The following is a 22,728-nucleotide window of genomic DNA, read 5'->3' as shown; positions in this document are numbered from 1 at the left end:
CAGCGGAGCGGACATGACACTCAAACCTTTGACCCTGGCTGCCCTGCTGGCGGCAGCAACCAGCTCTCCGGCCATGGCCCAGAGCGTGTACGGCGAGCTGGGCTATTCCGCCCTGTCCATGAAGCTGTCGGTGCCGGTCATCGGGCTGCGCGCCAGCTCCAATCCGGCCATGGTCCGGGGCCTGGTGGGCCTGCAGATCACCGACGACCTGGCGCTCGAAGCCCTCGGCGCCGTCAACTCGGGCAGCAGCGCCTACACCAACAGCAACACCGGCACCCGCTACAGCGGCAAGGTGGACCAGCTCTACGGCTTGTACGTGGCGCCCAAGATCGGCCTCGGTCCGGTGGAGCTGTTCGGCCGCGTCGGCATGGCGCGCACCAAGCTCAGCTTCCAGGGCCTGGGCTCGGGCGAAGACAAGAAGCTGTCCTACGGCGGCGGCCTGCGGCTCATGCCCACCAGCAACCTGTCGCTGAGCGTGGACTACATGAACTACCTCGACAGCGGTGGCGCCAGCGTCAACGGCTACTCGCTGAGCCTGGGCCTGCGCTTCTGACCTCGCTCAGCCCGGCGGCGGGTCGCCGTCGGGCGCGTAAACCAGCAGGTCGCCCGGCTGGCACTGCAGGTACTCGCAGATCTTCTCCAGCGTCTCGAAGCGCACGCCCTTGACCTTGCCCTGCTTGAGCAGGGACATGTTGGCCTCGGTGATGCCGACGAATTCGGCCAGGTCGCGCGACTTGACCTTGCGCCGCGCCAGCATCACGTCCAGCTGCACGGTGATGGGCATCAGACGAAACCCTCGTTCTCTTCGGCCAGCGTCTGCCCCTGGGCGATCACCGCGGCCATCAGCCACACCAGCCCGGCGAAGAACAGCGTGAACACGTGGTCCGAGCCGATGCCCACCGAAAGGTGCCGCTGGCCGGGCGGGTTGTTCAGGGTCAGCAGCACCGAGGTGGCGCTGCTGGCGAGCATGGACGCCAGCGCCGCCCAAGCCACCCAGCCGGCGAAGCGCCCGAGCAGCGCGGTGGCCTGCAGGGTGAACACCTGGCCCTGCGCAAACATGCCGAAGCAGCGCCGCGCCTGCCACACACCCACCAAAAGCAGCCCCAGCGGCAGCGCCGTCACCACCGCCCCGGCGACACGCTGCCACAGCGCCAGCGGCCCAGCCACCGCCTGCGCGGGCAGGTTGGCGTGGCTGGCGAGCTGGGCCTCGCTGGCCGTGGCCCAGTAAACCACCAGGGCCAGCGGCAGGGCGACGAGCAGCGCCCAGCAGGCGGCCACCATCCAGCGGCTGATGCGGCGCACGCGCTGCAAGGACAGGGGCAGGGTGTGGGGTGCGGAGGGGTTCATGGAGAGCCTTTGGTCGACGCCAGGGTTTGACTTGTTTTTATTGTTTTATGATAATTTTTTACCGACCAACAATGAAAGTCAAGCCCATGTCACACCCCACTTCCCTCCTGCTGCGCCGCAGCCTGCTGCTGGCGTCCGCCGCCGCGCTGGGGGCTTGCGGCGGCATTCCGCTGAGTTCCCTGCCCCGGCTGGCCCAGCTCTCCGGCCAGCTGCTGGAGGCCGACCCGGCGCAGTTCATGGTGGCGCTGCAGGTGGACGCGCGCGTGGTGCCGCCGCCGGGCGCGGTGCCGCTGCTGCACATCAGGCTCTTGCCCAGGGTCGAGGGGGCGTTTGCGCCGGTGGACCGAAAGCTGCCGCTGGCCATGACCACCGCCACCAGCGCCACGCTGGGCCTGGACGCGCCCGGCCCGGGCCGCCGCTGGCTGGTCTACAGCCTGCCGCCGGCCACGCAGGCCGAGCTGCAGAAGGTGCAGGCGATGGTCAAGCAGGCCCAGGCGCAGCCGGGCTACCAGCGCGGCGGCACGCTGGCGCTGGGCGTGGAGCAGAAGGACCTGGCCGTCACCGACCCGGCGCTGGCCCGCACCAAGTGGTCGACCTGGATGCAGGTCAAGCGGAGCGAGGGCTTTTTCGAGGTCTGGAATGGCACGCCCGAAGAGATCCGGCGGCTGGCGGAAGCAAAGCGCTGAAGGGGCCGCGCCCGCCGGTCACTTCACCTGCTGCTTGTCGAGCTTGCGCGCCAGCGTGCGGCGGTGCATGCCCAGGCGGCGGGCGGTCTCGGAAATGTTGAAGCCGGTTTCGGCCAGCACCTGGTGGATGCGCTCCCACTCCAGCGTCTTGATGGAACTGGGCCGGCTGGTCAGCGCGACCTCGGTCGTGCCTTCGGAGCGCCCGAACGCCGCTTCGATGTCGTCGGTGTTGGAGGGTTTGGCCAGGTAGTGGCAGGCCCCGAGCTTGATGGCCTCCACCGCGGTGGCGATGCTGGCGAAGCCGGTCAGCACCACGATCAGCATGCGATCGTCGTGCGCCACCAGCGCCCGCACGCAGGCCAGGCCCGAGGCTTCCCCCTGGAGCTTGAGATCCACCACCGCGCGGGTCGGCGCGTAGCCGCTGGCCAGCACCGTGGTGAGCTGGTCGAGGCTGGCGGCCACGCGCACCTCGTAGCCGCGGCGCTCGAAGGAGCGTGCGAGCGTGCGCGCAAAGGCCGCATCGTCTTCGACGATGAGCAGGCGCTGCGGGGAAGCGGTGTCGTCAGATGCCATGGGGCTCGTCCTCGGCCAGGGTGATGGCGGCCAGCGGCAGCGTGATGCGGACCTGCGCCCCACCCTCGGCCAGGTTGCCCACCACCACGTCGCCGCCCAGCGTGCGTGCCACGTTGAATACCAGAAACAGGCCCAGCCCACCGCCAGGATGGCCTTTGGTGCTCTGGTAGGGCTTGCCGATCTGCGGCAGCAGGTGGGGGGCAAATCCCGGGCCCTGGTCCCAGACGGTGAGCACCAGCGCGTCGTCGTCGCGCCGGGCCTCGAACCACACCGCGTGGGGCGAGGCATCGGCCGCGTTGTCCAGCACGTTGCCGATCATCTGCTGGATGGCCGAGTCGGCCACCATGGGCAGGTCGTCGCCGAAGGCGTTGTGGTAGTGCAGCCCGCTGCAGTTGCGCCGTTCGCACCAGGCCTGGACCACGCTGTCGAGGAAGGCACAGACGGTGGTTTCGCTGGACGATTCGCCGCGCGCCTCGCCGGCGGAGAGCAGGATGCCGCTGACGATGGCCTTGCAGCGCGCCACCTGGGCCTGCATCTCCGCCACGTCGTCCGCCAGCTCGGGCTCGGAGCTGAAGTGCGGCAGGTGCTGCCAGTCGCCCAGGATCACCGCCAGGGTGGACAGCGGCGTGCCCAGTTCGTGGGCCGCGCCCGAGGCCAGCAGGCCCATGCGCACCACGTGCTCTTCCTCGGCCGCGCGCTGGCGCAGCAGGGCCAGGCGCGTGTCGCGCTCGCGTAGGTTGTCCACGATGCGCGAGATGAAGACCACCAGCAGCACGGCGTTGAGCACGAAGCAGATCAGCATGCCCTGGGTGTAGGGGCTGGCCAGGCCCTGGTCGTGGTCCAGCGGCAGGGGCAGCGGGCGCGCCCACAGGGCCAGCCCCGCGAAGCACAGCGTGGTCACGGCCACCATGACCCAGGTGGCCCAGACCGGCAGCAGCACCGCGCCCAGGATCACCTGCAACAGGAACAGGAACACGAAAGGGTTGGTCGCGCCGCCGCTGAGGTAGAGCAAGGCGGTGAGCGCACCCACGTCCACCAGCAGGGTGATCAGCAGCTCGGGGCCGGTCACCGGCAGCGGCGAGCGGCAGCGCAGCAGGGAGAACAGGTTGAACGCGCCCAGCCCGGCCAGCACCGCGTACATGGTGTGCTCGGGAATCGGGATGTCCATGCCGTGGAACACCACCGCGACCGTCGCGATCTGGCCGAACAGCGCCATCCAGCGCAGCTGGATCAGCTGCTGCAGGTTCTTCAGGCCCGCCGCCTGGTCCGGTCCGACGGCGGCGTGCGAAGGGGCTGCGACTTTCACCATGGGGCTTGCGGTGCCGACCAGAAACATCAGGAGGAGGCTCCGGATTGTCCGGGAAGGCGCCGCCGCGCACCGTCGCGGGCCGCAAAGACCGTGGCGGCCACGGTCATCGCGGCCAGCGCGAACCAGGTCAGCGCGTAGACGAGGTGGTTGTTGGCAAAGCGCAGCACGGTGAGCCCACCCACCGGCCCCTGGGGAGTGGCGCAGGGTGTGTCGGCCCCGGCGTCGACGAAGTACGGCGCCACCGCGGCGGGCGGCAGACCCGCGGCGGCCGCCAGGGCCGGCACGTCGCGCGAGAACCAGCGCCCGGCGGCGGGGTCGTTGCGGCGCAGGAAGCCACCGCCGGGCTCCGAGCGGCGCAGCAGGCCGGTGACGGTGACCGGGCCACCGCAGCGGGCGGCCTCGCGCGTGGTCTGCCACCGAGAGGCGGAGGGCACGAAGCCGCGGTTGACCCACACCACGTGGTCGGCGGCGGCGCGCAGCGGCGCCATCACCCAGAAGCCCGCACCCTGATCGGTGACGGCCTGCACCAGCTGTTCGCTCTCGTGCAGAAACCCGCCCGTCAGCTGCACGCGCCGGTATTCGTGGGCGGACGGATCGGCCTGCAGCGCCGGCCACTGGTCGGGCGCGGGGGCGGCCACTGGGTCGGCGTGCGCGCGCGCGGCCACGCGGGCCACCAGGTCGTTCTTCCAGGCCAGGCGCTGGACCTGCCACACACCCAGCGCGAGGAACAGCCCGCACAGCAGCGCGCCCGCTCCCCACAGCAGGGCGCGTCGCGGCGTCATGGGGTGGCGTGCGCGGCGGCGGGCGGGTGCACCGCGTGGCCGCCGTGTGCCGGCATCATGTTCTCGTTCATGTGGAACATGACCCAGAGCGTGCCGGCGATGGCGATCGCCACGAAGACCACGGTGAAGATGGTGGACAGCAGGGTCCAGCCGCCTTCGACCTTGCCGTTCATGTGCAGGAAACACACCATGTGCACCAGGATCTGCGCCACGGCGAAGGCGCCGAGCACCAGCACGGCCGTGGGCCGGTGGGTGACGACGCCGGCCATGACCAGCCAGAACGGGATGGCGGTGAGGATCACCGACAGCACGAAGCCGACCATGTAGCCCGAGAAGCTGCTGTGCGGGCCGTCGTCTTGGTGGTCGTCAGCATGGTCGCCGGGGTGGATTGCAGTGTCGTGCGCGCTCATCACAGCACTCCCATCAGGTAGACAAAGGTGAAGACGCCGATCCAGACCACGTCCAGGAAGTGCCAGAACATCGAGAGGCACATCAGGCGGCGCTTGTTTTCGCGCGTCAGGCCGTGCTGCGCGATCTGGATCATCAGCACCACCAGCCAGATGGAGCCGAAGCTGACGTGCAGGCCGTGGGTGCCGACCAGGGTGAAGAAAGCCGACATGGCGGCGCTGCTCTGCGGGGTGGCGCCTTCGTGGATCAGGTGGGCGAACTCGTAGAGCTCCACACCCAGGAAGCACAGGCCGAACACGCCGGTGACGGCCAGCCAGCCCAGCGTGCCGCCCTTCTTGCCCTGCTGCTTCTGCAGCATGGCAAAACCGAAGGTGATGGACGAGAGCAGCAGGAAGGCGGTGTTGATGGCCACCAGCTTCAGGTCGAACAACTCGGCACCACCGGGGCCGCCGGCGTAGCTGCGGCCGAGTACGCCGTAGGTGGCGAACAGCGCGGCGAAGATGAGGCAGTCGCTCATCAGGTAGAGCCAGAAGCCCAGCGCGGTGCCGTTCTCAGGGTGCGGCTCGTGGTCGAGGTGGTAGGCGCGCGCGGCGCCGGGGGTGAGGGCGATATCAGACATGGCGGGCCAGCAGTTGGGTGCGTGCGTGTTCGGTGGCGGTCACTTCGGACGCGGGGATGTGGTAGTCCCGCTGGTAGTTGAAGGTGTGCACGATGGCCGCGAGCACGATGGCCGCGAACGAGGCGATGGCCAGCGGCCACATGTGCCAGATCATCGCGAAGCCCCAGACCAGAGAGAGCACCGAGAGCACCACGCCCGCGCCGGTGTTCAGCGGCATGTGGATGGCCTTGAAGCCGCCCAGCGGACGCTGGTAGCCATGCTTCTTCATGTCGGCCCAGGCGTCGATGTCGTGCACCACCGGGGTGAAGGCGAAGTTGTACGCCGGCGGCGGCGAAGAGGTGGCCCACTCCAGCGTGCGGCCGCCCCAGGGGTCACCCGTCACATCGCGCAGCTGCTCGCGCTTGAGGACGCTGACCAGGATGCACATCAGGAAGCAGGCGATGCCGACCGCCACGAGGATGGCGCCGAACAGGGCGATCTGGAACCAGATCTGCAGCGACGGGTCCTCGAAGTGGCTGACGCGGCGCGTGACGCCCATCAGGCCCAGCACGTACAGCGGCGTGAAGGCGAACCAGTAGCCTGCCAGCCAGAACCAGAAGGACAGGCGGCCCCAGAAGTCGTCGAGCCGGAAGCCGAAGGCCTTGGGGAACCAGTACACCATGCCGGCGAACAGGCCGAACACCACGCCGCCGATGATCACGTTGTGGAAGTGCGCAATCAGGAACAGCGAGTTGTGCAGCACGAAGTCGGCCGGCGGCACGGCCAGCAGCACGCCCGTCATGCCGCCGACGACGAAGGTCACCATGAAGCCGACCGTCCACAGCATCGGCACCTCGAAGCGGATGCGGCCGCGGTACATGGTGAACAGCCAGTTGAAGATCTTCGCGCCCGTGGGGATCGAGATGATCATGGTCGTGATGCCGAAGAAGCTGTTCACGCTGGCGCCCGAGCCCATGGTGAAGAAGTGGTGCAGCCACACCAGGTACGACAGGATGGTGATGCACACCGTGGCGTAGACCATGGAGGTGTAGCCGAACAGGCGCTTGCCGCTGAACGTGGCGACCACCTCGGAGAAGATGCCGAACACCGGCAGGATCAGGATGTAGACCTCGGGGTGGCCCCAGATCCAGATCAGGTTCACGTAGAGCATGGGGTTGCCGCCCAGCTCGTTGGTGAAGAAGTTGGTGCCGACGTAGCGGTCCAGGCTCATCAGCAGCAGGGCCGCGGTGAGGATGGGAAAGGAGGCGACGATCAGCGCGTTGGTGCACAGCGCGGTCCAGGTGAACACCGGCATGCGCATCAGGTTCATGCCCGGCGCGCGCATCTTCACGATGGTGACCAGCAGGTTGATGCCCGAGAGCGTGGTGCCCACCCCGGCGATCTGCAGCGACCAGATGTAGTAGTCCAGCCCCACACCGGGGTTCTGCGCCCCCAGGTTGGACAGCGCCAGCCAGCCCGAGGTGGAGAACTCGCCCAGGAACAGCGAGACCATCACCAGCACCGCGCCGGCCGTGGTCATCCAGAAGCTGAAGTTGTTGAGGAACGGAAAGGCCACGTCGCGCGCGCCGATCTGCAGCGGCACCAGGTAGTTCATCAGCCCGGTGACCAGCGGCATGGCCACGAAGAAGATCATGATCACGCCGTGGGCCGTGAAGATCTGGTCGTAGTGGTGCGGTGGCAGGTAGCCCAGGTTGTCGCCGAAGGCCATGGCCTGGTGCAGGCGCATCATGATGGCGTCGGCAAAGCCGCGCAGCAGCATGACGATGCCCAGCACCATGTACATGATGCCGATCTTCTTGTGGTCGATGCTGCAGAACCAGTCGCGCCACAGCATGCCCCACAGGCGGAACCGGGTCAGCAGGGCGAGCAGGCCCAGGCCACCGAGCGCCACGGCCACGAAGGTCCACAGCAGGATGGGCTCGTGCGTCATCGGGATCGATTCCCAGGTGAGGCGCCCCAGCACCCAGGAGTTGGAGACGGAAGAAGGATCAGCGGACATGGCGTTGTCTTGGGTGAACGGTTCGGGCGGTGCTCAGGGGCGGGCGGTGAAGGTGGGCAGCGTGTCGGCGGCGGAGCAGACCTCCTGCGCGGCGGCCGCTTCGAGCGCGCGGGCGCTGCGGTGGGCGTGGTTGCGCGAGGCGTCCAGCGCCATCAGCTCGTGCATGCAGGTCTTGCCCTCTTCCACGCAGAGGTTCACCACGCGGTCGAACAGGCCGGCCTCGACCGACGAGAAGCGCTGCACCGGGTGGCGCTCGCTGGGCTGGGCCAGCGCCAGGTAGGACGCGCGGGTCAGGGGCTGTCCCTCGGCCTTGGCCCTGGCCACCCACTGGTCGAAGTCCTGTCCGCTCAGGCCGTGGAAGCGGAAGCTCATGCCCGAAAAGCCCGAACCGCTGTAGTGCGAGGACAGACCGCGGAACACGCCGGGCCGGTTGATCACGGCGTTCAGCTCGGTCCGCATGCCGGGCATGGTGTAGATCATTCCGGCCAGGTCGGGCACGTAGAACGCGTTCATGGTGCTGCTGGAAGTGAGCGTGAAGCGGATCGGGCGGTCCACCGGCGCGGCCAGCTCGTTCACCGTGGCGATGCCCTGCTCGGGCAGCACGAACAGCCACTTCCAGTCCAGCGACACCACCTGCACCTCCAGCGGCTTCACGTTCTCGGGCAGGGCCTTCTGCGCGGAGATGCGGTCCAGCGGGCGGTAGGGATCGAGCTTGTGGGTGGTGATCCAGGTGATCGCTCCCAGCGCAATGATGATCACCAGCGGCGCGGCCCAGATCACCAGTTCCAGCTTGGTCGAGTGGTGCCAGTCGGGTGCGTAGTCGGTTTCGGCGTGCCGGCTGCCCTGGCGGTAGCGCCAGGCGAACAGCAGGGTCAGGGCGATCACCGGCACGATGATCAGCAGCATCAGCACGGTGGCGACCACGACCAGGTCGCCCTGCTGGGCCGCCACGTCGCCGGCGGGGTTGAGCACGACCAGCTTGCTGCAGCCGGCCAGCAGGCTGGCGAGCAAGGGCAAGGCGGCGAGGCGGAGCGGTGTGGAGGGGCGCATGTGGAGCAGGAAGGGTTCTCGACCAGCCGAACCGGGTAAACCCCAGTTGCGGAACCGGCGGGAATGTATCGGCTTTCCACCCGGTTTTCGATTGGACGTTTTGTCCTATGTCAATGCGCCGGACTTCGAGTAACGTTATAGGGACCGCCTCGCAGCGGCCTTCCGGAGTCCCCCCATGCCCAGCCACACCCTGCAGAATCCCGGCGCCACGCCCCGCCAGCCCGCCACCGCACCGACCCACGAACGCACCAGCCCGGGCGACATTGCCGTCGGCGTGGTGATCGGACGGACCTCGGAATACTTCGACTTCTTCGTCTTCGGCATCGCTTCGGTGCTGGTGTTCCCGGCGGTGTTCTTCCCGCACCTCAGCCGGCTGGACGGCACGCTGTTCGCCTTCGCGATCTTTGCGCTGGCCTTCGTCACCCGCCCCATCGGCACGGTGCTGTCGATGGCGGTTCAGCGCCGCTGGGGCCGCGCCACCAAGCTCACCCTCGCGCTCTTCCTGCTGGGCACCTGCACCGCGGGCATGGCCTTCCTGCCGGGACACGCCAGCCTGGGCGGTGTGGCCATCGTGCTGCTGACCGTGCTGCGCCTGGGCCAGGGCCTGGCGCTGGGCGGGTCGTGGGACGGCCTGCCCTCGCTGCTGGCGCTGAACGCGCCGGCCAGCCGCCGCGGCTGGTACGCCATGCTCGGCCAGCTCGGCGCGCCGCTGGGCTTCGTGCTCGCCGCCGGGCTGTTCGCCTACCTGACCAGCAGCCTGTCGCAGGAGGACTTCCTCAACTGGGGCTGGCGCTACCCCTTCTTCGTGGCCTTCGCCATCAACGTGGTGGCGCTGTTCGCCCGCCTGCAGCTGGTGAGCGCGCACGAGGAGGAAGGCCTGCTGGACCGGCAGGAGTTCGAGCCCGTGTCCACCGCCGAGCTGCTGGGTTCGCAGGGCCACAACGTGTTCATCGGTGCGTTCGCCGCGCTGGCCAGCTACGCGCTGTTCCACATCGTCACGGTGTTCCCGCTGTCTTGGATCCACATCTACGCCGGTCAGTCGGTGACCGGTTTCCTGGTGGTGCAGATCGTGGGCGCCTTCCTGTGCGCCGGGGCCATCGTCGCCTCGGGCTGGCTGGCCGACCGTTACGGCCGTCGCACGACCCTGGGCAGCCTGGCGGTGATGATCGGCGTGTTCAGCGGATTTGCGCCGATGCTGCTCAACGGTGGCGAAGTGGGCCAGGACCTGTTCATCCTGATCGGCTTCGTGCTGCTGGGTCTGTCCTACGGCCAGGCCTCGGGCACGGTCACGGCCAACTTCGCGCCGCGCTTCCGCTACACCGGTGCGGCACTCACCTCCGACCTCGCCTGGCTGTTCGGCGCCGCGTTTGCACCTCTGGTGGCGCTGGGCCTGTCGGCCCACTTCGGGCTGGCCTTCGTCAGCCTCTACCTGCTTTCGGGGGCGGCCTGCACCCTGGGCGCGCTGCGCCTGAACCGCGCGCTGGAATCACGCGACTGAAGCTCAGACCACCATGCCCGGGTTGCCCTGCATGCCCACCAGTTGGGGCGTGTTGATCTTGCGCGGCGTGATGGTCTTGTGGTTCTTGAAGAAGGCTTCCATCACGTCCCAGATCGGCTCGCCCTTGGCGCCTTCGGCCACCGGCGCCCAGCCGGCCACTTTGTAGGTCTTGCCGGCCTCGATGGGCTTGCCCTTGAGCATCATGTTGCTGATGCGCTTGCCCGACCCGGCGTTCGGGTCGCAGGTGTAGGCCAGACCGCCCACACGCACCATGTCGCCGCCCTGCTGGTAGTACGGGTCGGGGTTGAACAGGTTGTCGCAGACATCTTCCAGCACGGTCTTGATGGTCTCGCCGCTCATCTCGGTCAGCGTGCTGGTCGGGTAGGTGATGGCCACCTGGTCCATCATCAGTTCGCGCGTGATGGCCTGGCCCGGCAGGATGGTGGTGCCCCAGCGGAAGCCCGGCGAGAAGGCCATGTCGGCGCCCTTGACCTCCATCAGCGCGTCCACGATGAGCTGGTCCCACGAGCCGTTGAAGTTGCCGCGGCGGTACAGCAGGCCTTCGGACACGGCCAGTTTCTCGTCGAGTTTGGCCTTGTAGGGTGCGCGCACCTTGTCGATGTAGGCCTGCATCTCCTGGTCGGCCGGCAGCAGGTTGGCGAACACCGGCAGCAGCTTGTAACGGAAGTCCTGCACCTTGCCGCCACGCACATCGAGGTCGAGCACGCCCAGGTACTTGCTGTTGGAGCCGGCGTTGGTCACCAGGGTCTGGCCCCTGGCGTTTTTCACCACGATGGGCGCTGGCATGCCGTCGTGCGTGTGGCCGCCCAGGATGGCGTCGATGCCGGTCACGCGCGAGGCCATCTTGATGTCCACGTCCATGCCGTTGTGCGAGAGCACGACCACGGCCTGCGCGCCCTTGCCGCGTGCCTCGTCGACCATCTTCTGCATGTTCTCGTCCTGGATGCCGAAGGCCCAGTCGGGGATCATGTAACGCGGGTTGGCGATCGGGGTGTAGGGGAAGGCCTGGCCGATCACGGCCACCGGCACGCCATTCATTTCCCGGATGACGTAGGGCTTGAACACCGGGTCGCCGAAGTCGTTGGTCTTGACGTTCTGCGCCAGGAAGTCCAGCTTTCCGGCAAAGTCCTTTTCGATGATCTCCTGCACGCGCTGTTCGCCCAGGGTGAACTCCCAATGCGGGCTCATGGCGTTGACGCCCAGCAGCTTGCAGGCGTCGACCATGTCCTGGCCGTTGGTCCACAGCGCGGTGGCGCTGCCCTGCCAGGTGTCGCCGCCATCGAGCAGCATGGCGTGCGGGCGGCTGGCCCTGAGCATCTTGACCAGCGTGGCCAGGTGCGCGAAGCCGCCGACCTTGCCGTAGGTCTTCGCGGCCTTCTCGAAATTCAGGTAGGTGAAGGCGTGCGCCTCGGCCGTACCGGGGCGGATGTTGAAGTGCTTGAGCAGCGCCTCGCCCACGATGTGCGGCGGCCGACCCACGGCCTCGGCCACGCCCAGGTTCACGCTCGGCTCGCGGAAGTGGATCGGCATCAGCTGCGCGTGGCAGTCGGTGAAGTGCAGGAAGCTGACATTGCCGAAGGTCGGCAGGTCGTACATCTTCAGGGCGGCGCCGGGTTGGCCGGCCAGCACGTCCCGGTGGTTCAGGGCCATGCCACCCGCGCTGGCGACGGCCAGCACCTGCATGAATTCACGACGGCTGAAGCTCATAAATGTCTTTCGGTGGTCACCCTGGCGCGCTCCGCGCCACCCCCTCCAGGGGGCTGCATCTGCGGCCGGGCGAAGCCCGTTCCGCGATGCCCTGGCTTGCAGGGCATCGTGCGTGGCTGGGTGAGGTTGGTTTATTGGTTGACGGGCGACTTCGGATCGAGCAGCAGGGCCATCACGTCCTTGAGGTTCTGCTCGCTGAGGATGCCCTTGTGGCCGGCGCGCGGCATCTGCGAACACGCGTTGTAGGCGCGCGAGTTCCACAGCTTGCCCCAGGTGTATTCCACGATGGGCTTGGCCGCGGCGCTGGTCGGGTCGGTCACGCCGCGCAGCTTGCCGTAGTTGTAGAGGCTGGGGCCGAGGTTGCCGAAGGAGATTTCCTTCTTGTCCATCTGGTGGCAGTTGTAGCAGTTGCCGCCGTTGACGGTCTTGGCGTCGTCGGTCCAGGTCAGGCCGCGCCCGCTCTGGGCGATCTTCTCGCCCTCTTTCCAGTCGCCCAGGAACTTGCCGTCGCTGGGCATCTTGATGGTCTTGAGCGCGGCCTCCTCGATGGCCTTGGCGGTCTTCTCGTCCAGCGGCTTGCCGGCCACGTCGGCGGCGCTGCACAGGCGGTTGGCGTCGTCCTGCCTGAGGTACTCCAGCGTGGCGATGCCGTTGGGCTGGAACGAGGCGCTCACCACACGGGCGTGCGCCTGGTCGTGGTCGGTGCCGGCAGCGCCGGTGGAGCAGGCGCCCAGCGCCAGGACGGCCAGGGGCAGCAGGGCAATGGCAAAGATCTTTTTCATGGGTCGTCTCCTGCGGATCAGCGCTTGATGGCCGGCACGATGGACTCGGCGCCCCTGGCGTTCACGCCCATGTAGACCTGCAGCGCGATGGTGGCGTCGCTGCCGAACTTGGGTTCGGGGAAGCGCTGCTGGCGGTAGCAGTCGTTCAGGCGCTTCTGCATGGTCCACATCTGCGAGTTCGACACACGGTAGGCCGGCCATGCGGCCACGCCCACGCCGTCGCCCGGGTTCTTGGTCAGGTTGGGCAGCTCCTGCAGGCGGATGCGGCCACCGTCGACGCCGTGGCAGGACGAGCAGGCGAAGTCGTGCGGGCCGCCGCGCTGGAAGAACAGGCGCTTGCCCACCTCGTACATGGTCTTTTCCTGCGCCGTGTTCTGCGACAGGTTGAAGCGCAGGCCCTTGGACTGGGTGGCGACATAGGTGGTGATGGCCACCAGGTTCGCACCCTCGCCTTTGCCGATCGAGGGCGCGGCCTTGTACAGCTCGGCTTCACTGAAGCCCTGCAGCGTCACCATGCAGTGGATCAGGCGCGTCTCCAGGTCCATCACCCTGCCGGTGTCCTTGAAGAAGCGCGGCAGCTCGGTGAAGGCGCCCTTGAGCACGCCCGGTCCCTTGCCCAGGTCGCACTGCTCGAGCGAGGCGTTCTTGGGGCCACGCTTCTGCTTCCACAGCTCCTCGCCCTTCATCTCGAAAAGTTCGGCCGGGTTGCCGTCCTGCAGCATCTCGCGGTACTTGTTGATGCCGTCGATGGCGGCGTTGCCCTGGGCATGCACCGCACCCAGCGCGAAGACGCCACCCATCAGGAGGGCGGCATGGCAAGCGTCGAATTTCATGGGTGTCTCCTTCGTTGTTGTGAAAGGCAGTGGCAGCGTCGAGCGGCCAGGGTCACCGCGGAACCGGCTCCGCCGGGCCGCAGGTGACGCCCCCTGGAGGGGGTCGCGCGAAGCGCGGCGGGGGTGGTCCCATCCCGCGCGGCGGGGGTGTTACGCAATGACCGCTTCGTCGGTGCGCGAATCGCCCTTGTTGTCGACCCACTTGACCACGACCTTGTCGCCCTTGGCCGCGCCCTTGAACTTGAAGGACAGGAAAGGGTTCTGCGACACCGAGCCGCTGAAGATGGCCTTGAGCACGGACTTGCCGTTGTGGGTGGCCTCCAGGTCGCGGATGAAATGGGCGGGGATGAGGGCGCCGGCCGCGTCCTTGCGGGTGCCGGGCTCCATGGGGTGGGACATCAGCACGCGAACGGTGGTTTCGTCGCCGGCGAGGGCGGCACGGATGCGCATCGGGTCAGCCATGATGGACTCCTGTCAATCTTTGAAAAGCGGGGGTTGCGAGGTCTGGGTCCGCGGGCAGTCAGCCGCCGCAGCCGCCCAGGGTCACCTTGGTTTCCTTGGTGGCCGAGAAGAGCTTGCCGTCGGCCTTGACCACGGCGACCACATTGGTGCTCTGGCCCATCTTCAGACGGGTCTGCACGTCGGCGGCGGTGCCGGCGGGGATCATGAAGGCGCACGACAGCGGGGTCGGGTTCTTCTCGACGATCAGGTACATCTCGGTGGTGTTGGGCAGCTTGCTGGTGGCGCCCACGGGCACCACGGCACCGTTCTCGGCGATGTCGGGCGACACCACCGACACCTGGTCGCTGGTAGCGGGGGTGCCACCGATGGCCTTGAGCGCGTCTTCCAGCGTCTTGACCTGGAAGCTGGCCTGGTCGACGGCGGCCTGGGCCTGGCTCTGGGTGACGATGCCCAGCGAGACCAGCGTGGCGAACGCGCCGGTGGACTTCAGGGCGGTGCGACGGGATTGGTTCATCTCGAACTCCTGTGAAAAGAGGGAAAACAGTTTATTTGTCAGGGGCGCCGGCCAGCACCCACTCGGCGAGCAGCCTGAGCTCGTCGTCCTTCAGGGTGGGCTGGGGCGGCATCGGCACGGCGCCGTACAGACCGGTGCCACCGGACTTGATGCGCGCAGCCACCACGGCCACGGCGTCGGCCTGGCCCTTGTGCTTGGCGGCCACGTCCTTGTAGGCCGGGCCGACCAGCTTTTTGTCGACCGCATGGCAGGCCAGGCAGGCGCTCTTGGTGGCCAGGGCCTTGGCGGCGGCGGCGTCCACGGCGTGCGCGCTGCCAGCGGCCAGCAGGGCCCACGCCGAGAGGATCAGGGAGAGCGGCTTCATGTGCATAGGGTAGTGACTCCAGGGTAGGGAATGAATGGGGTTAACGAGTAAATCCGAATATTCAATCTGACTTGATATTGCCTCACCGGGCACCGGCCGCGATCCACTGGGCGATGGCCCTGGCGTCGTCGTCCTTGATCTGGGCCTGGGCGGGCATGGGCACCGCACCCCACACCCCCGAGCCGCCGGCCTTGATCTTGCCCACCAGGTAGGACTCGGCGTCGGCCCGGCCCTTGTGCTTGGCCGCGATCTCGTTGAAGCCGGGGCCGACGATCTTGTTCTTCACGCCGTGGCAGGCGGTGCAGGCGTTGGCCGCCAGCAGGCCGTTCACGTTCGGCCCCTTGCCGGCTACGGGTGCGGCGGGCGCCACCGTGGCCGCGGCTCCCATCAGGCCCTTGGGTGCGGGCTTGGTGGTGTCCGCACCGCGCACCGGGCCGATCACGCGGTTCTGCTGCTGGATGTTGCCGTGGGCATCGCGTGCGAAATCCGGCAGGAAGGAATGCACCTTCGGGTCGACCGCGCAGTCCTTCATGCAGGCCACGTTCTTCACATCGCCCTTGCCGTTGGCCTTCCACAGCGGCTCGTGGAAGACCATGCCGTTGCGGTTGGGCATGCGCTGCTGCACCTCGGCGATGTTCTGGTTGCTCAGCGTGAAGTCGGGCGGCACGATCTCGGCCAGGCTCAGCAGGTAGGCGGTGACGCCGTAGACCTCGTCGGGCTTGAGCGTCTTGGGGTTGTTCCACGGCATCGCGCGGTGGATGTAGTCCCACAGGGTGGAGAGCGTGGCCACCTTCATGATGGTGGTCTTCTGAGGCGAGATGCTCTTGCCTTCTTCCAGCCCCTTGACGCGGCCGGTCTTGATGTCGTCCTTGGTGGTGCCGCCGATGATGGGCGTGAACACCTCGTTGGACTCGCCGAAGGTGCCGTGGCAGGACGCGCAGCGCGACTCCCACACCGTCTCGCCCAGGGACACGCTGCCCGCACCGGCCGGCAGGCCCTTGAAGTCGGGGCGCACGTCGATGTCCCAGGCCTTGATCTCGGCCGGCGTGGCGTCGCGGCCCATGTTCGCCCAGGGCTTGTCCTGCGCCATGGCGGCACCGAATGTCGAACTGATCAGCGCGGCGGCGGCGATGGCGCGGAAGGAAGAGCGGATCGCGGTTTTCATTCAGTACACCTGCACGTTGGAGACTTCGCCGTTTTCACCGACCAGCCAGCTCTGGATCGCGTTCTGGTGGTAGACCGACCGCGTGCCGCGCACCGCGCGCAACTGGTTGATCTTGGGCTGCACGTAGCCCGTGCTGTCGATGGCGCGGGCCTGCAGGACCGCGGGCTTGCCGTTCCACACCCAGTCGATGTTGAAGCGCGTCAGCGCCTTGGGCAGCACCGGCCCTTCGATGCGCGCGGTGCGCCAGTTGCGGCCGCCGTCCACGCTCACGTCCACGCGCTTGATCGTGCCGCGGCCCGACCAGGCCAGGCCGGTCACGTTGTAGTAGCCCTTGTCCAGCAGGGTCTGGCCGGCCGAGGGTGTGGTGATGACCGACTTGCATTCCTGGATGCCGGTGTACTGGCGGTGCGTGCCGTCGGGCATGTGGTCGATGTAGTGCACCGCCTCGTCCTTGGTCGCCCACTTCTGGTCGCCCACCTCGATGCGGCGAAGGTACTTGACCCAGCTCACGCCCTGGATGCCCGGCACCACCAGGCGCAGCGGATAGCCGTTCTCGGGCCGCAGCATCTCGCCGTTCATGCCCCAGGCCACGATGCAGTCGTCCATGGCGCGCTCGATGTCGATGGTGCGGGTCATGGACGAGCCGTCGGCGCCTTCGGCCAGCACGTACTTGGCGGCCTTCTTGTCGTACCCGCACATCTCCAGCAGGGTCGACAGCAGCACGCCGGTGAACTCCGAGCAGCTGACCATGCCGTGCGTGTACTGCACCGTGGGCACGGCCACGTTGCCCCACTCGGTCGCCGTGTTGGCGCCGCACTCGATGAAATGGATGCGCGAGACGCTGGGCAGGCGCATCAGGTCGTCCATGGTGAATACGCGCTGGCGCTTGACCAGGCCATTGATCATCAGGCGGTGCCTGGACGGGTCGATGTCCCACCAGCCCTGGTGGTGGCGCTCGAAGTGCAGGCCGCTGGGCGTGATGATGCCGAACAGGCCCTGCAGCGGCGTGAAGCTCACCGAGGCCTGGTCGACGCGGGTCAGGCCCGGGCTCTGGCGGCGGCGCAGATTGCCTTCCCACTTGCTCGGCTGGCCGTAGCCCGGGTCCATGGCCACCGGCTGGCCCAGGCCCGTGCTGTGCTCGGGCAGCTGGAGGATGGCGTTCTCGCCCTCCGCACCGGCGGCCATCGCGCGGCTGGCCGCACCGGCCGAGGCCGCGACGCCGGCGCCCATGGCCAGGGCGTTGCCCATGAAGCGGCGGCGCGCCTTGCGGGCCTGCTCCAGCTTTTCGGCACTCAGGAAATTCTCTGGCGCGGGCAGCACACGCCCGATCACGTCGTTCAGGTCTTTGGACACTGCGGGTTCCTTCTCGTTGGCGGATGGGCGTGGCGCCCATCCGGCCTGATGGATCTGTCCTTCGACGACCCTCTCCAATGACAGGGCTTCGAAGGGATCTGGTTTCAACAAATCAACTATATGATTGATTGCCTATATATAGATCAGTGTAAACCCCAAATCCTTCGAAGCGCTGACAGACGGCCCCGGTGCGGCTTTGATTTCGCTAGGGTTTTCACCGTTCAGCCAGCTTTTTTGCCGGTGCTAGCATCAAGCATTGAAATATGCGAAATAACTGATGCTTGGCCTGCAAACCGGCGCTCTGCTACAGTTTTTGAAGCTTTTCCCCAACCCTTCTGTGGAGACGACGATGGTCAGAACGATGAAATGGCTGGCGGCGGGTGTGCTTTGCGCAGCCGCCGCAGGGGCGCAAGCCCAGGTGAACCAGGTGCGCGTGTGGGCCGCGGCCTGCGCCAACTGCCATGGCACCGAGGGCCGCGCCCTGCAGGGCAACGAGCCGCTGGCGGGCAAGGACAAGGACGAGCTTTACCAGAAGCTGATGGACTTCAAGAGCGGCCGCAAGCCCGCGACCATCATGCACCAGCTGTCCAAGGGCTACTCCGACGAGCAGCTCAAGGACCTCGCCGCCTACTTTGCCGCCCAGAAGAAATAAGGAGCCCGCCATGCAACGTCGTCAATTTGTCCAGACCCTGGGCGCCGGTTCGGTCCTCGCGGGCATTGGTGGTCTCACAGGCTGCGCTTCGGGCGGTGGCTACGGCCCCAAGGTCGTCGTGGTCGGCGGCGGCTACGGCGGCGCCACCGCCGCCAAGTACGTGCGCATGTTCTCGGACCACGGCATCCAGGTGACCCTGGTCGAGCCCAATGCGGCCTTCGTCTCCTGCCCGATCTCCAACCTGGTGATCCAGGGCAGCAAGACCATCGCCGACGTCACCACGCCCTACGACAACCTGGAAAAGCGCCACGGCGTGAAGATCGTGCGCGACATGGTCACCAGCATCGACACCGGGCGGCGCGTGGTGAAGCTGGGCGCCGGCGGCGAGCTGCCCTACGACCGCCTGATCCTTTCGCCGGGCATCGACTTCATGTGGGACACCATCGCCGGCATGACCAAGCCAGGCGCACAGGACAAGGTGCTGCACGCCTGGAAGGCCGGCCCGCAGACGGTGGCGCTGCGCAAGCAGCTCGAGGCCATGCCCGACGGCGGCGTGTACGCGCTGTCGATCCCGCTGGCCCCGTACCGCTGCCCGCCCGGCCCCTATGAGCGCGCCTGCATGGTGGCCCACTACTTCAAGAAGGCCAAGCCCAGGAGCAAGGTCGTGATCTTCGACGCCAACGACGACATCCAGTCCAAGAAGGGCCTGTTCATGAAGGCCTGGGACGAGCACTACAAGGGCATCATCGAGTACCGCCCCAAGCACAAGGTGGTCGAGGTCGACGCATCCACCAACACCCTGAAGTTCGAGTTCAACGACGACTTCCAGGCCGCGGTGGCCAACGTGGTGCCCAACATGCGCGCCGGTGACATCGCCGTGCGCACCGGCCTGGCCACCGCCAACAACCGCTGGTGCGAGGTGGACTTCCTCACCTTCGAATCGAAGGCGCAGAAGAACATCCACGTGCTGGGCGACGCGATCCAGATCGCCCCGGGCATGCCCAAGTCCGGCCACATGGCCAACCAGCACGGCAAGACCTGCGCCGCGGCCGTGGTCTCGCTGCTCCAGGGCAAGGAGCCGCCGCAGCTGCCGATCTACGCCAACACCTGCTACAGCTTCGTGACCGACGAGGACGTGGTGCACGTGGCCAGCGTGCACCGCTACGACGCCGAGAAGAAGACCATGCTCACCGTGCCGGGTTCGGGTGGCGTGTCGACGGCCGCGAGCGAACTCGAAGGCCGCTACGCCCACGCGTGGGCACGCAACATCTGGGCGGATACCCTGGCATGAGCGGGAAGCACCCCCGCGCCGCGCTGCTCTGGTCGCTGATCTTCGTTGCCTCGTCTGCCTTCGCCCAGGCCGACGAGGCGCGGGCCAAGAAGATCGCGGGGGGGTCCTGCTTCCTGTGCCATGGCGCGCAGGGCGAATCCACCAGCGAGGTGTTTCCGCGCCTGGCCGGGCAGCACTCGGAGTACATCGCCAAGCAGCTCAACGCCTTCAAGAGCGGACAGCGCAAGAGCACGGCCATGGTCGAGATGGTGAGCAAGCTCACACCCGACGAGATGCTGGCGCTGGGCAAGTACTACGAGAAGTTCTCCATCCCGCGCGAAGAGGCCAAGGACCCACAGCTGGCCGCCATGGGCCGCTACCTCTACCACAACGGCAACAAATTCAGCGGCGTGCCGGCCTGCGTGAGCTGCCACGGCACCAACGCCGAAGGTGCTGCCAACCTGCCCCGCCTGGCGACCCAGTTCTCGGGCTACATCCACACCCAGCTCAAGTCCTTCAACAAGCGCGACCGCACCAACGACAACGCGGTGATGCACGCGGTGGTGGAGAAGATGACGGAACTGGAGATGGCGGCGGTGGCCGAATATGTGAGTAGTAAATAAGGTACCCCCCGCGCCGCGCTTGCAGCGCGTCACCCCCCAGGGGGCGATGCGTGTGGCCCGGCGGAGCCGGTTCCACCGCATCCTCGACCGAGACACTTCACGCCGGGACGGCCTTGCTTGAGCGCAGCCTCAGGTACAGCCAGCCGGCAATCGCGAGGTTCAGCAGGTTCCAGGCGATGCCGTTGAGGAAGGCGGCGTCGTAGCTGCCGGTCATGTCGAAGATCCAGCCCGAGAGCCAGCCGCCCAGCGCCATGCCGATCAGCGTGGCCATGATCACAGCGCCGACCCGTGCGCCCACTTCCTGCAGCGCGAAGTGCTCGCGGACGATGATGGCGTAGGACGGCACGATGCCGCCCTGGAACAGGCCGAACAGCGCCGACACCACGTACAGCGGCACCATGCCGTCAAAGGGCAGGAACAGGAGTAGCGCGATGCCCTGCAGCGCCGAGCCCAGCAGCAGGGTGCGGATGCCGCCGATGCGGTCGCAGATGAAGCCCGAGACGAGCCGGCTGACGATGCCGCTGGCCAGCATGAGGGACAGCATCTCGGCGCCGCGCGCGGCACCATAGCCCAGGTCGGTGCAGTAGGCCACGATGTGCACCTGCGGCATCGACATCGCCACGCAACAGCCCACGCCGGCCAAGCACAGCAGCCACTGGGCACTCGACGGGCTGAGACCGAAGGGCCGGCTGCGGTCGGTGCCCGGCACGGCGCCCGCCGCCGCCACAGGTTGCGGAGGCGCCAGCGGTGGCCGCTGCCGCATCAGGCCCGAGAGCGCGAGCATGCCCAGGCCGCAGACCACGCCCATGAGGGTGTAGGTGGGGCGCCAGCCGATGGTCTCGATGCCGTGCTGCACCAGCGGCGGCCAGAGCGCGCCGGCGATGTAGTTGCCGCTGGCGCAGATCGCCACCGCGATGCCGCGGCGCCGGTTCCACCACAACGAGGTGTCGGCCAGCAGCGGCGCGAAGGTGGACGCACCGCCCAGCAGCCCGAGCAGGCCGTGCGCGAGGCCGAAGGTCCAGATGCTGCCCGACTGCGCGGCCCAGAGGAAACCGCCCGCCACCGCCAGCGCCCCGACCCAGAGCACCTTCATCAGCCCATGGCGGTCGGCCATGCGGCCGGTCCAGATGCCGCCGATGCCGAGGCACACCATCATGAACGTGTAGGGCAGCGAGGCGCTGGCGCGGTCGATGCCGAACTCGGTCTGCACCGTGGGCAGCACCACCGACACCACGTACATGCTGCTGTTGCCCAGCACCACCAGGCCCAGGGCCACGAGCAGCCGCCAGGCGGCCTGGCGCGAATCGATGACGGAGGGATCGGCGTGCAGGGGGTGGGTCATCCTCCCAATCTATCGCAGCGGTCGGTGGGCCGCCTGTCGTTCAGGTTACCGATCAGGCCACCCGTGCGGCCAGCTCGCCCTTGTCGTAGCGCTTCTGCATGGCTTCAAGGCTGTGCACCTTGGTGATCTTCGAGGCCATGCCCGCGGCTCCGAAAGCCTCGTAGCGCGCGGCGCAGATCGCCTGCATCGCCTTGGTCGCTTCCTTGTAGAACTTGCGCGGGTCGAAGTTCTTGCGGTCCTCGGCCAGGTGCTGGCGGATGGCGCCGGTGCTGGCCATGCGAAGGTCGGTGTCGATGTTGACCTTGCGCACCCCGTTCCGGATGCCTTCGACGATCTCCTCGACCGGCACGCCGTAGGTCTGGCCCATGTCGCCACCGTACCGGTTGATGATGGCCAGCCAGTCCTCGGGCACGCTGGAGCTGCCATGCATCACCAGGTGCACGTTGGGAATGCGCTGGTGGATTTCTTTCACGCGGTCGATGCGCAGCACCTTGCCGCTGGGCTTGCTGGTGAACTTGTAGGCGCCGTGGCTGGTGCCGATGGCAATCGCCAGCGCGTCCACCTGGGTCTTGCTCACGAAGTCGGCGGCCTCGTCGGGGTCGGTCAGCAGCATGGAGTGGTCCAGCTCACCCTCGGCGCCGTGGCCGTCTTCTTCGCCGGCCTTGCCGGTTTCCAGCGATCCCAGGCAACCGAGCTCACCTTCCACCGACACGCCGCAGGCGTGGGCCAGGTCCACCACCTGCTTCGTCGTGGCCACGTTGTATTCGTAGCTCGCGGGCGTCTTGCCGTCGGCCAGCAGGCTGCCGTCCATCATCACCGAGCTGAAGCCCGACTGGATGGAGCGGAAGCACACGCCCGGCGTGGCGCCGTGGTCCTGGTGCATGCAGACGGGGATGTGCGGGTACATCTCGATCGCGGCGGCGATCAGGTGGCGCAGGAAGGGCTCGCCCGCATACGAGCGGGCGCCCGCCGAACCCTGCAGGATCACCGGGCTGTCCACCGCGGCCGCAGCCTGCATGATGGCCTGCACCTGCTCCATGTTGTTGACGTTGAAGGCCGGCAGGCCGTAGCTGTTTTCAGCGGCGTGATCGAGCAGCTGGCGAAGGGAAATCAGGGCCATGGGGTGGTCTCCGTGGGTTTGAAAAATTCAGTGTTCAGCGCGCTTGGCCAGGATCTCAAACGCCGGCAGCGTCTTGCCTTCCAGCACTTCGAGGAAGGCACCGCCACCGGTGGAGATGTAGCCCACGTCTTTCTCGATGCCGTACTTGGCAATCGCGGCCAGCGTGTCGCCGCCACCGGCGATGCTGAAGGCGCTGGACTCGGCGATGGCCTGCGCGATCACCCTGGTGCCGTTCTCGAACGCCGCGAA

26 protein-coding genes are annotated in these 22,728 nt (G+C 67.4%); 6 read left to right on the top strand and 20 right to left on the bottom strand.

Annotated features, from left to right (window positions below; genetic code table 11):
* The first annotated feature begins 13 nt into the window (after positions 1–13).
* Positions 14–553: an outer membrane beta-barrel protein gene (locus RCO38_RS20275; RefSeq protein ID WP_308330256.1), complete on the top strand. Its 540-nt coding sequence runs from the start codon at positions 14–16 to the stop codon at positions 551–553.
* A gap of 6 nt (positions 554–559) precedes the next feature.
* On the opposite strand, the gene RCO38_RS20270 is transcribed toward RCO38_RS20275, so the two are convergent.
* Positions 560–784 (bottom strand): helix-turn-helix domain-containing protein, encoded by a 225-nt coding sequence (locus tag RCO38_RS20270; RefSeq protein ID WP_066149435.1) that lies wholly within the window; start codon positions 782–784, stop codon positions 560–562.
* Positions 784–1,347: a DUF2975 domain-containing protein gene (locus tag RCO38_RS20265; RefSeq protein ID WP_308330255.1), complete on the bottom strand. Its 564-nt coding sequence runs from the start codon at positions 1,345–1,347 to the stop codon at positions 784–786. The genes RCO38_RS20270 and RCO38_RS20265 overlap by 1 nt, the downstream gene beginning before the upstream one ends.
* Positions 1,348–1,433: 86 nt before the next feature.
* Here RCO38_RS20265 and RCO38_RS20260 point away from each other — a divergent pair, with 86 nt between their 5' ends.
* Positions 1,434–2,033: a hypothetical protein gene (locus RCO38_RS20260; RefSeq protein WP_308330254.1), complete on the top strand. Its 600-nt coding sequence runs from the start codon at positions 1,434–1,436 to the stop codon at positions 2,031–2,033.
* An 18-nt stretch (positions 2,034–2,051) separates the two neighbouring features.
* Here the strand turns inward: RCO38_RS20260 and RCO38_RS20255 are convergent, their stop codons facing one another.
* Genes RCO38_RS20255 through cyoA form a run of 7 tightly spaced genes read right to left on the bottom strand, consistent with a single transcriptional unit; the run spans position 2,052 to position 8,773 of the window.
* Positions 2,052–2,606, bottom strand: a complete 555-nt coding sequence (locus RCO38_RS20255; protein WP_308330253.1) for a response regulator transcription factor — start codon at positions 2,604–2,606, stop codon at positions 2,052–2,054.
* Entirely contained in the window at positions 2,596–3,942 is a 1,347-nt protein-coding gene (locus RCO38_RS20250; protein WP_374694565.1) for an ATP-binding protein, read from the bottom strand. The genes RCO38_RS20255 and RCO38_RS20250 overlap by 11 nt, the downstream gene beginning before the upstream one ends.
* Positions 3,942–4,697, bottom strand: a complete 756-nt coding sequence (locus RCO38_RS20245) for an SURF1 family protein (RefSeq protein ID WP_308330252.1) — start codon at positions 4,695–4,697, stop codon at positions 3,942–3,944. The genes RCO38_RS20250 and RCO38_RS20245 overlap by 1 nt, the downstream gene beginning before the upstream one ends.
* Entirely contained in the window at positions 4,694–5,107 is a 414-nt protein-coding gene (cyoD, locus tag RCO38_RS20240) for a cytochrome o ubiquinol oxidase subunit IV (protein WP_308330251.1), read from the bottom strand. The genes RCO38_RS20245 and cyoD overlap by 4 nt, the downstream gene beginning before the upstream one ends.
* Positions 5,107–5,724: a cytochrome o ubiquinol oxidase subunit III gene (gene cyoC, locus RCO38_RS20235; RefSeq protein ID WP_308330250.1), complete on the bottom strand. Its 618-nt coding sequence runs from the start codon at positions 5,722–5,724 to the stop codon at positions 5,107–5,109. Before cyoC ends, cyoD begins: the two co-directional genes overlap by 1 nt.
* Entirely contained in the window at positions 5,717–7,723 is a 2,007-nt protein-coding gene (cyoB, locus tag RCO38_RS20230; protein WP_308330249.1) for a cytochrome o ubiquinol oxidase subunit I, read from the bottom strand. The genes cyoC and cyoB overlap by 8 nt, the downstream gene beginning before the upstream one ends.
* Before the next feature lie 33 nt (positions 7,724–7,756).
* The gene (gene cyoA, locus RCO38_RS20225; RefSeq protein WP_308330248.1) at positions 7,757–8,773 is read right to left on the bottom strand and encodes a ubiquinol oxidase subunit II; all 1,017 of its coding nucleotides are present in this window, start codon (positions 8,771–8,773) and stop codon (positions 7,757–7,759) included.
* 175 nt (positions 8,774–8,948) lie between these two features.
* Here cyoA and RCO38_RS20220 point away from each other — a divergent pair, with 175 nt between their 5' ends.
* Positions 8,949–10,271 (top strand): MFS transporter, encoded by a 1,323-nt coding sequence (locus RCO38_RS20220; protein ID WP_308330247.1) that lies wholly within the window; start codon positions 8,949–8,951, stop codon positions 10,269–10,271.
* Between the two features lie 3 nt (positions 10,272–10,274).
* On the opposite strand, the gene soxB is transcribed toward RCO38_RS20220, so the two are convergent.
* From soxB to soxC, 8 genes are all read right to left on the bottom strand, one after another.
* Positions 10,275–11,999 carry a thiosulfohydrolase SoxB gene (soxB, locus tag RCO38_RS20215; protein WP_308330246.1) on the bottom strand — a complete coding sequence of 575 codons (1,725 nt, stop codon included), beginning with the start codon at positions 11,997–11,999 and terminating at the stop codon, positions 10,275–10,277.
* 131 nt (positions 12,000–12,130) lie between these two features.
* Positions 12,131–12,781: a sulfur oxidation c-type cytochrome SoxX gene (soxX, locus tag RCO38_RS20210; protein WP_308330245.1), complete on the bottom strand. Its 651-nt coding sequence runs from the start codon at positions 12,779–12,781 to the stop codon at positions 12,131–12,133.
* 17 nt (positions 12,782–12,798) lie between these two features.
* Positions 12,799–13,614: a sulfur oxidation c-type cytochrome SoxA gene (gene soxA / locus RCO38_RS20205; RefSeq protein WP_374694564.1), complete on the bottom strand. Its 816-nt coding sequence runs from the start codon at positions 13,612–13,614 to the stop codon at positions 12,799–12,801.
* A 150-nt stretch (positions 13,615–13,764) separates the two neighbouring features.
* Positions 13,765–14,076 carry a thiosulfate oxidation carrier complex protein SoxZ gene (gene soxZ / locus RCO38_RS20200; protein WP_308330244.1) on the bottom strand — a complete coding sequence of 104 codons (312 nt, stop codon included), beginning with the start codon at positions 14,074–14,076 and terminating at the stop codon, positions 13,765–13,767.
* A 58-nt stretch (positions 14,077–14,134) separates the two neighbouring features.
* The gene (gene soxY / locus RCO38_RS20195; protein ID WP_308330243.1) at positions 14,135–14,590 is read right to left on the bottom strand and encodes a thiosulfate oxidation carrier protein SoxY; all 456 of its coding nucleotides are present in this window, start codon (positions 14,588–14,590) and stop codon (positions 14,135–14,137) included.
* Between the two features lie 31 nt (positions 14,591–14,621).
* Positions 14,622–14,954, bottom strand: coding sequence for a c-type cytochrome (locus tag RCO38_RS20190; RefSeq protein ID WP_308330242.1), 333 nt, complete (start codon positions 14,952–14,954; stop codon positions 14,622–14,624).
* 82 nt (positions 14,955–15,036) lie between these two features.
* On the bottom strand, positions 15,037–16,119 hold the full coding sequence (locus RCO38_RS20185; protein WP_308330241.1) for a c-type cytochrome: 1,083 nt from the start codon (positions 16,117–16,119) through the stop codon (positions 15,037–15,039).
* Entirely contained in the window at positions 16,120–17,472 is a 1,353-nt protein-coding gene (soxC, locus tag RCO38_RS20180) for a sulfite dehydrogenase (RefSeq protein ID WP_308330240.1), read from the bottom strand.
* A 349-nt stretch (positions 17,473–17,821) separates the two neighbouring features.
* On the opposite strand from soxC, the gene RCO38_RS20175 reads away from it, so the two are divergent.
* From RCO38_RS20175 to RCO38_RS20165, 3 genes are read left to right on the top strand one after another with little or no spacing between them, the layout of a single operon-like run.
* Positions 17,822–18,124 (top strand): c-type cytochrome, encoded by a 303-nt coding sequence (locus tag RCO38_RS20175; RefSeq protein ID WP_308330239.1) that lies wholly within the window; start codon positions 17,822–17,824, stop codon positions 18,122–18,124.
* Positions 18,125–18,134: 10 nt separating this feature from the next.
* Complete coding sequence (locus RCO38_RS20170; protein ID WP_308330238.1) at positions 18,135–19,415, top strand: NAD(P)/FAD-dependent oxidoreductase; 1,281 nt, start codon at positions 18,135–18,137, stop codon at positions 19,413–19,415.
* Positions 19,412–20,017: a c-type cytochrome gene (locus tag RCO38_RS20165; RefSeq protein ID WP_308330237.1), complete on the top strand. Its 606-nt coding sequence runs from the start codon at positions 19,412–19,414 to the stop codon at positions 20,015–20,017. Before RCO38_RS20170 ends, RCO38_RS20165 begins: the two co-directional genes overlap by 4 nt.
* Before the next feature lie 97 nt (positions 20,018–20,114).
* On the opposite strand, the gene RCO38_RS20160 is transcribed toward RCO38_RS20165, so the two are convergent.
* From RCO38_RS20160 to pgk, 3 genes are all read right to left on the bottom strand, one after another.
* Positions 20,115–21,359 carry an MFS transporter gene (locus RCO38_RS20160; protein ID WP_308330236.1) on the bottom strand — a complete coding sequence of 415 codons (1,245 nt, stop codon included), beginning with the start codon at positions 21,357–21,359 and terminating at the stop codon, positions 20,115–20,117.
* A gap of 52 nt (positions 21,360–21,411) precedes the next feature.
* On the bottom strand, positions 21,412–22,479 hold the full coding sequence (gene fba / locus RCO38_RS20155; protein WP_308330235.1) for a class II fructose-bisphosphate aldolase: 1,068 nt from the start codon (positions 22,477–22,479) through the stop codon (positions 21,412–21,414).
* 27 nt (positions 22,480–22,506) lie between these two features.
* Positions 22,507–22,728 (bottom strand): phosphoglycerate kinase (gene pgk / locus RCO38_RS20150; protein WP_308330234.1); only part of this gene is annotated, 222 nt, incomplete at its 5' end.

This window comes from Hydrogenophaga pseudoflava (assembly GCF_031020795.1).
Lineage (GTDB): Bacteria > Pseudomonadota > Gammaproteobacteria > Burkholderiales > Burkholderiaceae_C > Hydrogenophaga > Hydrogenophaga pseudoflava_A.
This window is presented reverse-complemented; position numbering and strand designations above follow the sequence as displayed.